This is a genomic window from Ruegeria sp. BC6, from assembly GCF_056539185.1.
Genome location: NZ_JBQFUM010000005.1, coordinates 132,246 through 146,706, shown reverse-complemented (window position 1 = coordinate 146,706; position 14,461 = coordinate 132,246). Strand labels below are relative to the sequence as shown.

Sequence of the window (14,461 nt, the reverse complement as noted above, 5' to 3'; positions counted from 1 at the left end):
GACGTGACCGACACTCGCAACCTGCCGATCCCCAGACTGTCCCTGTTGCTGACGCGCACGGGGATGTTGGCCGAGCAGGTGATGCGCGCCTTTTGGCCGTTCCTGTCGATTGCGGCCCTGATCATGGCGGCCTTGCTGCTGGGCCTCCACGACCTGATCGGCGTTGAAACCGTCTGGATCATCGGAGCCGCATCCATTCTGGCGTTGACGGTTGCATTGGTCTGGGGCGCGCAGAGGTTTCGGTTCCCTACCCGCACGCAGGCGCTTGTCCGACTAGACGAGACACTGCCGGGCCGTCCCATTCAGGCGTTGCTGGACGATCAGGCCATCGGGGTGATGGACGAAGATTCGCGCGCTTTGTGGCAGGCCCATCAGGCGCGCATGGCCGCCCGCGCCGCGCAGGCAGGACCGGTCAAGCCTGACCTGAACCTTGCCGCTCGTGACCCCTACGCGCTGCGCTATGCGGCGCTTTTGGCGCTGGTGGTCGGAATGCTGTTCGGATCGTTCTGGAAAGTTGGATCGGTCGCCCAGATGACACCCGGCACGGCCGTAGCCGGCCAGGGCCCCAGCTGGGAAGGCTGGGTCGAGCCGCCTCGCTATACCGGCCTGCCGACGCTGTATCTGGCCGATCAATCCGGTCCGACGCTGACAGTGCCACAAGGCAGCCGCGTCACTTTGCGCTTCTATGGCGAGGTCGGCGCGCACAGCTTGACCGAAACCAGTTCCTCTGCTTCCACCACGACAGCAACCGATCCGGATCAGGAGTTTGTCGTCGAGCGTTCGGGCCGATTGTCGATCGAGGGCCCTGCAGGACGTGACTGGGGTGTCGAGGTCATTGCGGACGCGCCGCCGGTAATCGCCGTGGCCGAACCCGCCACCGCCGAGGCTGGTGGCCAGATGAAACTGCCGTTCTCGGCGCGTGACGATTATGGCATCCTATCAGGCACCGCGTTGATCGAGTTGGACCTGTCTGGGGTGGATCGTCGCCATGGTCTGGCCGTTGAGCCCGAACCTCGTGACGCGGTCACCGTCGACCTGCCCATGCCGATCGCTGGTGACCGGAGCGATTTCACGGAAGATCTGATCGAGGACTTTTCGGAACACCCTTGGGCGCACCTGCCGGTCAAGATTACCCTTTCGGCCGTCGATGCCGCTGATCAGGTGTCGGAGTCGGATGTCTACCGAACCGACCTTCCCGCCCGCCGGTTCTTTGATCCGCTGGCTGCGGCGGTGATTGAACAGCGTCGCGATCTGCTGTGGTCGCGCGACAATGCCAAAAGGGTGGCTCAGCTGTTGCGGGCGGTTTCGCACCGGCCTGAAGATGTCTTCCGTTCGGAAACCGCATATCTGCGACTGCGCTATATTCTACGCCGGTTGGAAACCTTTACGGAATTCGGCCTGGGCCCCGAACAGCAGACCGAGATCGCGCAAGCCCTGTGGGATCTGGCCATCCTGATCGAAGAAGGCACGCTCGCCGACGCGCTGGAGCGGATGCGTCGCGCTCAGGAACGTCTGACCGAAGCGATGCAGAACGGTGCCAGCGACGAGGAAATCGCCGAGTTGATGCAGGAGCTGCGTGAAGCGACCGACGAGTATCTTCGTCAGCTGCAGCGACTGGCGCAGGAAAACCCGGACGGCCAGCAGGGCCAGCAGAACCAATCCGGTGAATCCATGCAGATGACGCAGGATGACCTGCAGCGGATGATGGACCGGATCCAGGAACTGATGGAGCAGGGCCGCATGGCCGAGGCCCAGCAGGCGCTGGAGGAGTTCCAGCAGATGATGGAAAACATGCGGGTGACCCAAGGCCAGGGACAGGGGCAACAATCCGAAGGCCAGCAGGCCATGGAAGGCTTGGCCGAAACCCTCCGTGAGCAGCAGGGCCTGAGCGACGAAGCCTTCCGTGACTTGCAGGAGCAATTCAATCCCGGCGCGCAGGCCGGTGAAAGCCAGGGCAATGAAGGCCGCTCGGGCGGTCAGGGGCGCGGCCAGAGCCATGAGGGTCAGGGCGGCCAGGGTCAAGGATCAGATCAGGCGGGCGAAGGCCAGCAAGGACAGGGGACTCTGGCCGATCGCCAACAGGCGCTGCGCGATGAACTGAACCGCCAGCAGCAGAACCTGCCGGGCGCAGGAACGCCCGAGGGTGACGCCGCACGCGAGTCGCTGGGGCGTGCAGGTCGTGCCATGGATGAGGCCGAAGATGCCCTGCGGAGCGACGACCTTGCCGAAGCGATCGACCGCCAGTCCGAAGCAATGGAAGCGTTGCGCGAAGGGATGCGCGAGCTGGGTGAGGCCATGGCCCAGAACCAGCAGAACCAGCCCGGTCAGGGTACGCAGGAAGGCGACATGCAGGCGAACAACCGCGATCCTCTGGGTCGAAATCCGGGCGCTGCGGGCTCGATCTCGACCGAGGAGAACCTGCTGCAAGGGGATGATGTGTACCGCCGTGCCCGCGAGTTGCTGGATGAAATCCGTCGCCGCACGGGCGAAACCGACAGGCCCAGAATCGAACTGGAATACCTCAAAAGGTTGCTCGAGCGGTTCTGACCGGCAGAGTTACTCGGTCGCGGAGCCAGCCTGCGATTCCAGCCAGACCCGGGCCTGATCGACCATCGAGACATACGACTGCAACACGGGCTCGGCTTGGGGAACCGCCTCGCTGATCTGGCGGGCGTTGCCGTAGATCAGGAACAGGATGACCCCGATGATCAGGATCAGCGCAAAGCCGCGCAGGAACCCGCCCGATTTACGCGGCGGGGCCTCGGCGGACTCTGCCTCGGCGGGTGCGTCGTCGCTGCGCAAAGTCGAATTGATGCTGTCCACATCCGGCAGCGCCTCTTTCTGACCGGTTCCCGCGGCGGTTTCGGTCGCCGCAGGAGGTGTCGGCTTGGGGGCCGGTTCCGGCTGCTGATCCAGGCCCAGATCCGGCTGGCTTTCCAGGCCGGACCCTTCCTTGGCGCGCAGTTCGGCCTCACGCGCGGCTTCCTCTCGCAGGATTGTCGCAACGGCCGGATCGACGTTGCCGGTCGGAGCGGCTGGCCGGGCTTCGTCCTCGGGCTCGGGATCGGGCTGTTCGGCTTCGACCTGTTCGTCTTCTGCCTGCTCCGGTTCGGGCGCAGCAGCTTCGGCGGCTGGCGGCTCAGACGCATCCGAGGGCGCGCTTTCGGCCGGTCCGTCATCGGTTTCGGCCGCGACAGGCTCAGCCTCCGGGTGTTTGGGTTGGAACCAGGTCTGCTCGCAGCTCGAGCATTGCACGTCTCGACCTTCTTCCGGAATGACCTCATCCGGAACCTCGTACTGGGCATTACAGTTCGGGCATGTTAGTCGCATACTGCCTCCCCGGCCGCTGGCGGCCTGTCGTCGTTTTTCCAAGAATGATAATCCGTTAAGGCGAAACAGCAAAGCGCGTTTTCGGCCCGGTGGATCAAGTGTCGCCAAATGGACTCGGTGCAGGCATTGAAACCGTGGTCGTGCTCGGGCAAGAAGGGCGCAAGCAATATTGAGGGCAGGCGTGATCGAGCTTGAAAATGTCAGCTACAGCTATGGCGGCGGCGAACTGCTGAGCAATGTCTCGGTCCAGTTGCAGCCGGGGTCGTTCCATTTTCTGACCGGCCCGTCCGGAGCGGGCAAAACGACCCTGTTGAAACTCTGCTATGGCGCGTTGCTGGCCAGTTCGGGGCGGATCAGCGCCTTTGATCAGGACATTGCCCGACTGGACCGGGACCAGATGGCCCTGCTGCGCCGTCGCATCGGTGTCGTGCATCAGGACTGCCGGTTTCTGGACCACATGACTCTGGCTGAGAATGTCGCCCTGCCACTGATGGTGTCGGGACGCTCTGTCGAGTCCGAGCAGGAAGATCTGACCGAACTCCTGTCCTGGGTCGGTCTTGGTGGCCGCCTGGACGCACTTCCGCCGGAGCTTTCGGGCGGCGAGCGGCAACGGGCTGCTTTGGCGCGGGCGGTCATCCTGTCACCGGACGTGGTGTTGGCCGACGAACCCACCGGCAACGTCGACTGGGAGATGTCCCAGCGTTTGCTGCGTCTGCTGATCGAGCTGAACCACATGGGAAAGACCGTGGTGATCGCCACCCACGATCTGAGCTTGATCCGGGCGGCTAAAAGCCAGGTGCAGGCTCGGGTTCTTCGGATCTCGCAGCGGCGGCTGCAACTGGCGGGGGCGGATCTATGATTGCCGATGACATTCGCGCCCTGCTGCGCCGGGACGCCCGGGCCGACCGCGTCGTGCCGCCAACGGGATTTACGGCGCACCTGACCCTTTTCGTGTCAGGTGCGATGGCCTTTCTGACAGTTTTCGCGCTTGCGCTGTCGCTGGCCTCGGGGCGTTTGGCCGATCGCTGGGCCTCGGAGCTGGCCGGAGCGGCCACCCTGCGGATCAATGCGCCCGCTGAACAGCGTGCAGCGCAGACGGAGGCCGCTCTGGAGGTTCTGAAACAGACCTCGGGCGTGGCCTCGGCCCGGGCGCTCAGCGCCGAAGAACAGGCCGCGCTGCTGGCCCCTTGGTTTGGACCAGACCTGCCGCTGGACACGCTGCCGGTGCCACAGCTGATCGAGATCATCGAGGGTGAGCCGGGGCTGGACGCTATGGGCCTGCGCCTGCGGTTGGCGGCCGAGGTGCCAGGCGCGGTTCTGGATGACCATTCTCGCTGGCGCGAGCCGCTGGTCGATGCGGCCACCTCGTTGCGGCGGTTGGGCTGGATCTCGATCCTGCTGATCGGTGGGGCCACGGCGGCGATGATCACGCTTGCGGCCAATGCCTCGCTCGCGGCCAACGCCCAGATCATCGAGGTGCTGCGTCAGGTCGGTGCACGCGACCGTTTCATCGCCGGTGCCTTCGTGCGGCGGTTCACCTGGCGCGCGTTTTTCGGTGCCGTGGTGGGGACGGTTCTGGGCCTGACCGGGGTGCTGCTGCTGCCCGAGGCCTCGGATGCGGGCGGTTTCCTGACCGGCCTTGGATTCCAGGGCGCCGACTGGCTGCTGCCTGCCCTAATCCCCGTTTTGGGCGCGGCCGTGGCCTTTGCCGCCACATGGTCGGCGGCCCGTCGCAAATTGAAGGAGCTTTCGTGATGGCAATGGCGTTCCAATGGGTGCGCTCGCTGATCTTCATGGTCACGATCTACGCGTGGATGGCGGTTCTGGGCCTGGTCTTCGCGCCCTATGCGCTGTTCTCCAAGCGCGGGGCCCTGCGCGCCTGCAAGACCTATGCGCGCACGACCATATGGCTGGCGCGCTGGATGGTGGGTATTCGCGGCGAGGTGCGCGGCAACGTGCCCACGGGTGAAGTGGTGATCGCCGCCAAGCACCAGTCATTCTTCGACATCATCCTGATCTTTGACGCGATCCCCCATGGCAAGTTCATCATGAAGCGCGAACTGCTTTGGACCCCGATCATCGGCATGTATGCCCGTCGTCTGGGCTGTATTCCGGTCAATCGCGGCAAGCGTGGCGCGGCAGTCGCCAAGATGGTCAAGGACGTTTCCAAGGAGTTCACCGAGCCCGGGCAACTGGTGATCTATCCGCAGGGCACCCGGGTGGCGCCGGGGGTCTACAAGCCCTACAAGGTCGGCACCGCCGTTCTGTACGAGGGGCTGGGCTTCCCCTGCGTGCCGGCGGCCACCAATGTCGGTGTCTTCTGGCCCCGGTCGGGGATTCTGCGCAAACCGGGCCATGCGATCGTCGAATTCCTTGATCCGTTTGAACCGGGCGTTGATCGCGACTCGTTCCTGGCCCGGCTGGAAGAGGTGATCGAGACGCGCTCGAACGCGCTTATGCGCGAAGTGGGGTTTGATCCGGATGCAGTACATCAATGACATCACCGCGCTCGAGGCGCTGTACGGCACGCCCGGCGCGGCCTCGATGCGGAAGGTTGCGCGGCGACTGACGCCGCTCTACCGCAAATGGATCATGGCGTCGCGGCTGTGCGTGCTGTCCACGGTAGGGCCCGAAGGGGTGGATGGCAGCCCCCGGGGCGATGACGGCCCGGTGGTCAAGGAACTGGACCCCGGTACCCTGGCCTTGCCCGACTGGCGCGGCAACAACCGCCTGGACAGCCTGCGCAACATCGTGCGCGATCCGCGTGTGGCGCTGATGTTCATGGTGCCCGGCTCGAACAACGTGGTGCGGGTGAACGGTACCGCCCGGTTGACGGCCGACGCCGACCTGCGCGCCCGGTTCGAGAAAAAGGGCAAGCAACCGGCCACGGTGATCGTTATCGAAATCGGGGAAATCTACACGCAATGTGCCCGCGCCCTGATGCGGGCTGAAACCTGGACCGGCGGCGATCTCAGCGCCGGGTTGCCGACGGTGGGCGAGATTCTGGCCGAGGTGTCTCAGGGCGAAGAAGGCGGCGCACGCTATGATCGCGAATGGCGCGCGCGCGCCGCAAAGACGATGTGGTGATCACGCTGCCGCCGCGCCCAGCCGGGTGACCCGCGCGATCCATTTCTGAACGCTGTCCTGCTTGGGGTAGCTGGCACCGGAAAACCAGGTGAACCGCGTCGGCTTGAACCCGACGAACCCCAGAACCTGCCCGCGCATCTGGTGAATCAATGCCCTGCGGTAAACCAACCGCATGAACCAGCCCGGCGTGTCCGAGGTGATGATGACGCGCGCCGTTCGGCCGTCGAGCATCGGTGCCGGGAATCCCAGTTTGTTGGGATTGCGGGTGTCGAACGTGCGGCCCGGGATGAACATCCGATCGATCAGCCCCTTGAGCTTGGCGGGCAGGCCGCCCCACCACATGGGCGTCGTCAGAACCAGGTGATCGCTCCATTCGAAATCCTGCAGAACCTGTTCCAGAACCGGCTCCAGCGGTTTGAAATCATGATAGTTGCCCTGACCGAAATCGAAATCGAACTCCAGTTCGCTGAGGTGAACGGTCTTCACGTCATGGCCCTTGGCGCGGGCGGCTTCGGCATAGGTGTCGGCAAAGGTGCGCGACAGGCTGCTTTCGGCGGGGTGACCGTCGAGGATGAGAATTTTCTTGGGTTGCATCGGGATTCTCCTAAAATTGACCACGGTCAGTTTATAGAATCAAAAAATGACCACGGTCAATATTAAATTTGACCACGGTCAAAAAACATGCGAACAAGCCTCATGCAAAAGACGATTCAGAAACGAACCCTGAAGACCCGCGCCAAGCTGCTGCAGGCGGCGGCGGACGTGGTGCAGAAAAACGGATACCAGGCGTTGCGCGTGGAAGAGGTGGTACAGGCCGCCGGCGTGGCCAAGGGCACCTTCTTTGCCCATTTCCACGACAAGGACGCGCTGATGGAGATATTGATCGGCGAAAAACTGGACGCCTGTCTGGATCAGGCGCAGGCGGCGAAACCGCCGAAAGCCGTGCCGCAGATTATCGAGGCCCTGGCCCCGGTGCATGATTTCATGATGTCCGAACGCTATGTCTTCGACCTGCTGATCCGTTATTCCGGTGCCGCCGCGATCTCTGAAATCGGGCCGATCGCCTATTGCTTCGAGAAATACTTCCGGATCGTGATGATGTGGCTGGACCAGGCCGAGGTCCGGCAGGACGTGCCGACCGACCTGCTGGCCGAGGGCGTGCAGGCCTTTGCCATCCAGGCGATGTCACTGAAATTCTGCGCCCTGCATTCGGCGACGACTTTCACCGACCGGCTGGAAACCTATCTGCGGGCGTGGCTGACTCCGGCGGCCTGACCGCCGGAGCCGAACTCATCAGGCGTGGATCGGACCGTCGCCGCAGGCCAGCGCCGCCTCGCGCACGGCCTCGGAATAGGTCGGGTGCGCGTGGCAGGTCAGCGCCAGATCCTCGGCCGAGGCGCCGAACTCCATCGCAACGCAGACCTCGTGGATCAGGTCGCCCGCGCCGGGGCCGATGATGTGGCAGCCCAGGATGCGGTCGGTCTCCTTGTCGGCCAGGATCTTGACGAACCCGTCGGCGGCAAAGTTCGCCTTGGCGCGGCCATTGCCCATGAAGCTGAACTTGCCCACCTTGTAGGCGCGGCCCTGCTCTTTGAGCGTGGCCTCGGTCTCGCCGACATTGGCAACCTCGGGCCAGGTGTAGATCACGCCCGGAATGACGCCATAGTTCACATGCCCATGCTTGCCCGCGACCACTTCGGCGGCGGCCATGCCTTCGTCCTCGGCCTTGTGGGCCAGCATCGGGCCTTCGATCACGTCGCCGATGGCGTAGATGCCCGGCACGTTGGTCTGCCAGTCCTTGCCGACCTTGATCTGGCCGCGCGGAGTCAGCTCGACCCCCAGCGCCTCCAGACCCAGCCCGTCATGGAACGGCTTGCGCCCGGTGGCGACCAGAACGGTGTCGGCCTCGATCACGTGCTCGCTATCATCCTTGCGCAGCTTGTAGGTCACCTTGGCCTTGGTCTTGGTGGCCTCGGTCTTTTGCACCGCGGCGCCCATGACGAAGTTCAGGCCCTGTTTCTTGAGGATGCGCTGGAAGGTCTTCTGCACCTCGGGGTCCATGCCCGGGGTGATGACGTCCAGATATTCGATCACCGTCACCTCGGCGCCCAGACGCTGATAGACCGAGCCCAGTTCCAGCCCGATCACGCCTGCGCCGATCACCACCAGCTTTTTCGGGATCTTGCCCAGCTCCAGCGCGCCGGTTGAGGTCACGACGACCTTTTCGTCGACCTCGACGCCGGGCAGCGACGCTGCCTCGGACCCGGAGGCGATGATGATGTTCTTGGCCTCATGCACTTCGTCACCGACCTTGACCTTGCCCGCCGCCGGGATCGAGCCCCAGCCCTTGAGCCAGTCGATCTTGTTCTTCTTGAACAGGAACTCGACGCCCTTGGTATTGGTGTCGATCACATCCTGCTTGTAGGCCAGCATCTGTTTCCAGTCGACCGAGGGGCTTTTGCCCTTGAGGCCCATCTTGGCAAAGTTGTGCTCGGCCTCGTGCAGCTGATGGCTGGCATGCAGTAGCGCCTTGGACGGAATGCAGCCCACGTTCAGACAGGTGCCGCCCAGCGTCTCGCGCCCTTCGACGACGGCGGTTTTCAGGCCCAGCTGCGCGCAGCGGATGGCGCAGACATAGCCGCCAGGACCGGCGCCGATTACGATGACGTCATAGTTAGCCATTTTGTTCTCCCAAATCCGCGGAGTGTTCTTTTTTGAAAAGGCGACCCACGGGGTGGATCGCCTGGGTGCCTGTTCAGACGGGTGTCAGAACCTTCACCTGAATATGCGCGACGCCGCCACGTTCATGGTGCATGGCCAGCTCTTCCGATTCGATGAAGCTCTGGGCCCGGTCCAGATCGGTAATCTCGAACAGGGCAACCGCATGATCGCGCTGTTCGGGGTCTTTCCAGACGTGCAGATCGACAATCCCGGCCGCCTTGCGCATCGGCTTGTCCTCGCGGAATACCTTCAGCCAGGCGTCGAAATCGGCCACGTCGGCCTGCCAGAGTACATGCGTCGCCATGATCACAGATCCATCAGCAGACGGCGCGGGTCTTCCAGCGCCTCTTTCACGCGCACCAGGAAGGTGACCGCGCCTTTGCCGTCGACGATGCGGTGATCATAGGACAGCGCCAGATACATCATCGGGCGGATCTTGATCTCGCCATTGATGACCATCGGACGTTCCTGAATCTTGTGCATGCCCAGAATGCCCGACTGCGGGGGGTTCAGGATCGGCGAGGACATCAGCGAGCCATAGACGCCGCCATTCGAAATGGTGAAGGTGCCGCCCTGCATTTCGGCCATGCTCAGCTTGCCGTCACGGGCGCGTTTGCCCTTCTCAGCGATGGCTTTCTCGATCTCGGCAAAGGACATCCGGTCGGCGTCGCGGATCACCGGAACCACCAGGCCCTGCGGGGTACCGGCGGCCACGCCCATGTGGACGTAGTTCTTGTAGACGATGTCATTGCCGTCGATCTCGGCATTGACCTCGGGCACCTCTTTCAGGGCGTGGCAGCAGGCCTTGGTGAAGAAGGACATAAAGCCCAGGCGCACCCCGTGCTTCTTCTCGAACTGGTCTTTGTACTGGTTGCGGAGGGCCATCACCTCGGTCATGTCCACCTCGTTGTAGGTGGTCAGGATCGCGGCGGTGTTCTGCGCGTCCTTCAGACGCTTGGCGATGGTCTGGCGCAGGCGCGTCATGCGCACGCGTTCCTCGCGGGCGGCGTCCTCGGCGGCCACGGGCGCGCGCGGGGCTGCTGCCGGTGCCGGGGCGGCCGCGGCCGGGGCAGCGGCGGTTGCGACGGCGCGGGCCACGTCTTCCTTCATGATGCGACCACTGCGGCCGGTGCCGGTGACCTGATCGGCCGACAGACCGGCTTCGGCCATGGCCTTTTCGGCCGAGGGCGCATTGGCCACGTCCTTGCCGGTCGCAGCTGCTGCGGGGGCAGGGGCTGCCGCGGCTGGCGCAGCCGGTGCGGTGCCTGCTTCAGCGCCCGAGATCACGGCCAGCTTGGCGGTCGCGTCGACCGTCGCGCCCTCGGGGGCCACGATCTCCGCGAGTACACCCGCAGCCGGAGCCGGGACCTCAACCGAGACCTTGTCGGTCTCCAACTCGCACAGCATTTCGTCCTGTGCGACGGTATCGCCGACCTTCTTGAACCAGGTCGATACGGTCGCTTCGGTGACGGACTCACCCAGTGTCGGAACCATCACGTCGACGCTGCCACCCGAGGCCGCAGGAGCCGCTGCCGGAGCGGCCTCAGCTTTTGGAGCGGGGGCCGCACCCTCACCGGCCTGGATCGTTGCCAACAGCGCATCAACGCCGACCGTCTCACCTTCGGCGGCTACGATCTCGCCCATCACGCCGGCTGCGGGCGACGGAACCTCGACGGTGACCTTGTCCGTCTCAAGCTCGCACAGCATCTCATCGACAGCGACGGCATCGCCGGGTTTCTTGAACCAGGTTGCGACCGTGGCTTCGGTGACGGACTCGCCCAGCGTGGGAACACGAACTTCAATCGTCATCGTAAATTATCCTTCAATGGTCAGCGCTTCGTTCACCAGCGCTTCTTGTTGGGCTTTGTGTTGGCTGGCCAGACCCGTTGCGGGCGAGGCCGATGTGGCGCGGCCGGCATAGATCGGCCGGGTATGCTTGGCGCCGATGCGGGACAGGACCCATTCGATATTGGGTTCAATGAATCCCCAGGCACCCTGGTTCTTGGGCTCTTCCTGGCACCAGACCATCTCGGCCTGTTTGAACCGCTCAAGCTCGTTGATCAGCGAATGGGCCGGGAACGGATAGTATTGCTCGATCCGCAGCAGATAGACGTCGTCGATCCCGCGCGCATCGCGTTCTTCAAGCAGGTCGTAGTAGACCTTGCCCGAACACATCACCACGCGCTTGATCTTGTCGTCGGGCACCAGCTGGGTGTCCGAGTTGCCTTTTTGCGCGTCGTCCCACAGCACCCGGTGGAAGCTGGACCCGGTGGTGAAGTCCTCGGCATTGCTGATCGCCAGCTTGTGGCGCAGCAATGATTTGGGCGTCATCAGGATCAGCGGCTTGCGGAAAGTGCGGTGCAGCTGACGGCGCAGGATGTGGAAATAGTTCGCAGGCGTGGTGCAGTTGGCGACGATCCAGTTGTCCTGGCCGCACATCTGCAGGAACCGCTCCAGTCGCGCCGACGAGTGCTCGGGGCCTTGCCCCTCGAACCCGTGCGGCAGCAGGCAGACCAGACCGGACATGCGCAACCATTTGCTTTCGCCCGAGCTGATGAACTGGTCGAACATGATCTGCGCGCCGTTGGCGAAATCGCCGAACTGGGCCTCCCACAGTACCAGTGCGTTGGGCTCGGCCAGCGAATAGCCGTATTCGAAGCCCAGCACCGCGTATTCCGACAGCATCGAGTCGATCACTTCGTACTGCGACTGTCCGGCGCGGATGTGGTTCAGGGGATAGTAGCGCTCCTCGGTCTCCTGGTTGATGAAGCCCGAATGGCGTTGGCTGAATGTGCCGCGGGTGGCGTCCTGCCCCGACAGGCGTACCGGATAGCCCTCGGTCAGCAGCGACCCGAAGGCCAGCGCCTCGCCGGTGGCCCAGTCAAAGCCCTGACCGGTTTCGAACATCTGCTTCTTGTGTTCAAGAAGGCGACCCACCGTCTTGTGCAGGGCAAATCCTTCGGGCACCGTCACCAGCGCCTTGCCGACCTCGGCCAGCGTGTCCGGCGTGATTGCGGTGTCGCCGCGGACATATTCTTCCTTGTTCTTGTCCAGATGCGACCACCGGCCATCCAGCCAGTCGGCCTTGTTGGGTTTGTAATCCTTGCCGGCCTCGAACTCGTCGTTCAGATGCGCCTGGAAGGCGGCCTTCATGTCCTCGATCTCGCCCTCAGGGATCAGACCGTCCTTGACCAGCCGCTCGGTGTACAGCGACAGCGTGGTTTTGTGGGTCTTGATCTTCTTGTACATGATCGGGTTGGTGAACATGGGCTCATCGCCCTCGTTGTGACCGAACCGGCGGTAGCAGAAGATGTCGATGACCACGTCCTTGTGGAACTTCTGGCGGAACTCGGTCGCGACCTTGGCCGCGTGCACCACCGCCTCGGGGTCGTCGCCGTTCACGTGGAAGATCGGCGCCTCGACCATCAGCGCGATATCGGTCGGGTAGGGGCTCGACCGCGAGAAATGCGGCGCAGTCGTAAAGCCGATCTGATTGTTCACGACGATATGCATGGTGCCGCCGGTCTTGTGACCGCGCAGACCGGACAGGCCAAAGCCTTCGGCCACGACACCCTGGCCGGCAAAGGCCGCGTCGCCGTGGAGAAGAATGCCCATGACCTTGCTGCGATCGGTGTCGCCAAGCTGGTCCTGCTTGGCCCGGACCTTGCCAAGAACAACCGGGTTCACGGCTTCGAGGTGGGACGGGTTCGCCGTCAGCGACAGGTGCACGGTATTGCCGTCGAACTCACGGTCGCTGGACGCACCGAGGTGATATTTCACGTCGCCCGACCCATCCACATCCTCGGGCTTGAAGCTGCCGCCCTGGAACTCGTTGAAGATGGCGCGGTAGGGTTTGCCCATCACGTTGGCCAGGATGTTCAGACGTCCGCGGTGCGGCATGCCGATCACGATATCGCTCAGGCCCAGGGCGCCGCCACGCTTGATGATCTGTTCCATCGCCGGGATCAGCGCCTCGCCCCCGTCCAGACCGAACCGCTTGGTGCCCATGTATTTCACATGCAGGAACTTCTCAAAGCCCTCGGCCTCGACCATCTTGTTCAGGATCGCTTTACGGCCTTCCCGCGTAAACGAGATTTCCTTGCCATAACCTTCGATCCGCTCTTTCAGCCAGGCGGCCTCCTCGGGGTTCGAGATGTGCATGTACTGCAGCGCGAAAGTGCCGCAATAGGTGCGCTTCACGATCTCGACGATCTGGCGCATGCTGGCCATCTGCAGACCCAGCACGTTGTCGATAAAGATCGGCCGGTCCATGTCGGCATCGGTAAAGCCATAGGTCTTGGGGTCCAACTCGGGATGGTTGGTCGCGGCGCGCATGCCCAGCGGGTCCAGATCAGCGGCCAGGTGACCCCGGATCCGATAGGCCCGGATCAGCATCAGCGCGCGGATCGAATCCAGCACGGCGCGCTTGATCTGTTCGTCGCTGACATCAACCCCTGCCTTGGCAGCCTTTTCCTTGATCTTGTTGCCCGCTGCCTTGGCGTCGACCTCGATCCACTCGCCGGTCAGGGCGCCGGTCAGGTCATCATTCGGCATCGGTGGCCAGTCGGTGCGCGCCCACGAAGGCCCTTCGGCCTCTTTCTGGACGTCCGGTGCCGCGTCTCCCATCTGCCGGAAAAACTCGGCCCAGGCCGCATCGATTGCGCCGGGGTCCTTGGTGTACTGGGCGTATAGCTGCTCCAGGTACTCGGCATTGTGCCCCTGCATGAAGCTCGAGGCATGGAAGGCAGAATTGGGCGAGTGTTCGGTCATTGGGTTACCTCATATGGGTTGGGACCGTATTTGTTGGTGCCTGGCTGGCTGGGGCGGGACAGCCACCACAGAACCAGGAGGGGCGACACCAGAAGAACAAGCAGTGTCGGAATGACGATCAGCAGCGTGGCGCGCGTGAACAGGATGTCGAGGCTTCCGCCATGCTGGAAGCTTGAGGCGAGGCCGATGCCGAAGACCAGAACGGCAAAAGCCCCAAGGATCAAAAGGATCGGCAGCAGCGCGTAGAGACCGTTGCGCCCGGTGTCATGCATGCGCCGCCACGCCACGGCCAGATGCGGAAAGAACACGATCAGTGACACGATGCTCTGCACCGGCTGGCTGGATGTTGCGGTCACCTCGACCGAGCCTTCGGATTGCACGGTCGTGACCTGCCCGAAGAAATGCCAGTCGATCACCGTGGCGATTGCGCTCCAGACCAGAATGAACAGAAAAAAATACCAATACTCGGGGCGAGAGGCCCGCCCCGAGAATGTGAAGTATTTGGAGAAACACGTTTTGACGGCTTCGTTGAAGGTCATGTGTTTCGCTCCGC

Annotated in this window: 13 protein-coding genes; 6 read left to right on the top strand and 7 right to left on the bottom strand. The window is 63.4% G+C overall.

The window, feature by feature from the left end; genetic code table 11:
* The first annotated feature begins 3 nt into the window (after positions 1 to 3).
* Positions 4 to 2,547 carry a TIGR02302 family protein gene (locus ACR0MM_RS15185; RefSeq protein WP_480697124.1) on the top strand — a complete coding sequence of 848 codons (2,544 nt, stop codon included), beginning with the start codon at positions 4 to 6 and terminating at the stop codon, positions 2,545 to 2,547.
* A gap of 9 nt (positions 2,548 to 2,556) precedes the next feature.
* Here the strand turns inward: ACR0MM_RS15185 and ACR0MM_RS15180 are convergent, their stop codons facing one another.
* Positions 2,557 to 3,330: a zinc-ribbon domain-containing protein gene (locus ACR0MM_RS15180; protein WP_480697122.1), complete on the bottom strand. Its 774-nt coding sequence runs from the start codon at positions 3,328 to 3,330 to the stop codon at positions 2,557 to 2,559.
* 181 nt (positions 3,331 to 3,511) lie between these two features.
* Between ACR0MM_RS15180 and ACR0MM_RS15175 the strand changes: the two genes are divergently transcribed.
* Genes ACR0MM_RS15175 through ACR0MM_RS15160 form a run of 4 tightly spaced genes read left to right on the top strand, consistent with a single transcriptional unit; the run spans position 3,512 to position 6,417 of the window.
* Positions 3,512 to 4,189, top strand: a complete 678-nt coding sequence (locus tag ACR0MM_RS15175) for a cell division ATP-binding protein FtsE (protein WP_170342228.1) — start codon at positions 3,512 to 3,514, stop codon at positions 4,187 to 4,189.
* Positions 4,186 to 5,085: a cell division protein FtsX gene (locus tag ACR0MM_RS15170; protein WP_480697120.1), complete on the top strand. Its 900-nt coding sequence runs from the start codon at positions 4,186 to 4,188 to the stop codon at positions 5,083 to 5,085. Before ACR0MM_RS15175 ends, ACR0MM_RS15170 begins: the two co-directional genes overlap by 4 nt.
* Positions 5,085 to 5,828, top strand: coding sequence for a lysophospholipid acyltransferase family protein (locus ACR0MM_RS15165; protein ID WP_480697118.1), 744 nt, complete (start codon positions 5,085 to 5,087; stop codon positions 5,826 to 5,828). The genes ACR0MM_RS15170 and ACR0MM_RS15165 overlap by 1 nt, the downstream gene beginning before the upstream one ends.
* Entirely contained in the window at positions 5,812 to 6,417 is a 606-nt protein-coding gene (locus ACR0MM_RS15160) for a pyridoxamine 5'-phosphate oxidase family protein (protein WP_480697116.1), read from the top strand. Before ACR0MM_RS15165 ends, ACR0MM_RS15160 begins: the two co-directional genes overlap by 17 nt.
* Here the strand turns inward: ACR0MM_RS15160 and ACR0MM_RS15155 are convergent, their stop codons facing one another.
* Entirely contained in the window at positions 6,418 to 7,011 is a 594-nt protein-coding gene (locus ACR0MM_RS15155) for an NAD(P)H-dependent oxidoreductase (protein ID WP_480697114.1), read from the bottom strand. It lies immediately after the preceding gene.
* A gap of 102 nt (positions 7,012 to 7,113) precedes the next feature.
* Here ACR0MM_RS15155 and ACR0MM_RS15150 point away from each other — a divergent pair, with 102 nt between their 5' ends.
* Positions 7,114 to 7,692, top strand: coding sequence for a TetR/AcrR family transcriptional regulator (locus ACR0MM_RS15150; RefSeq protein ID WP_170360115.1), 579 nt, complete (start codon positions 7,114 to 7,116; stop codon positions 7,690 to 7,692).
* 18 nt (positions 7,693 to 7,710) lie between these two features.
* On the opposite strand, the gene lpdA is transcribed toward ACR0MM_RS15150, so the two are convergent.
* The 5 genes from lpdA to ACR0MM_RS15125 all read right to left on the bottom strand — a co-directional run bounded on the left by lpdA (position 7,711) and on the right by ACR0MM_RS15125 (position 14,447).
* The gene (gene lpdA, locus ACR0MM_RS15145; protein WP_170372253.1) at positions 7,711 to 9,099 is read right to left on the bottom strand and encodes a dihydrolipoyl dehydrogenase; all 1,389 of its coding nucleotides are present in this window, start codon (positions 9,097 to 9,099) and stop codon (positions 7,711 to 7,713) included.
* Between the two features lie 73 nt (positions 9,100 to 9,172).
* Positions 9,173 to 9,442: a hypothetical protein gene (locus ACR0MM_RS15140; RefSeq protein WP_170342212.1), complete on the bottom strand. Its 270-nt coding sequence runs from the start codon at positions 9,440 to 9,442 to the stop codon at positions 9,173 to 9,175.
* A gap of 2 nt (positions 9,443 to 9,444) precedes the next feature.
* Positions 9,445 to 10,947, bottom strand: a complete 1,503-nt coding sequence (gene odhB, locus ACR0MM_RS15135) for a 2-oxoglutarate dehydrogenase complex dihydrolipoyllysine-residue succinyltransferase (protein WP_170373081.1) — start codon at positions 10,945 to 10,947, stop codon at positions 9,445 to 9,447.
* Between the two features lie 6 nt (positions 10,948 to 10,953).
* A complete protein-coding gene (locus tag ACR0MM_RS15130; protein ID WP_093963489.1) occupies positions 10,954 to 13,908 on the bottom strand; it encodes a 2-oxoglutarate dehydrogenase E1 component in 2,955 nt (984 codons plus the stop codon).
* Positions 13,905 to 14,447, bottom strand: a complete 543-nt coding sequence (locus ACR0MM_RS15125; protein WP_170360119.1) for a DUF805 domain-containing protein — start codon at positions 14,445 to 14,447, stop codon at positions 13,905 to 13,907. Before ACR0MM_RS15125 ends, ACR0MM_RS15130 begins: the two co-directional genes overlap by 4 nt.
* Between the last annotated feature and the right edge of the window lie 14 nt (positions 14,448 to 14,461).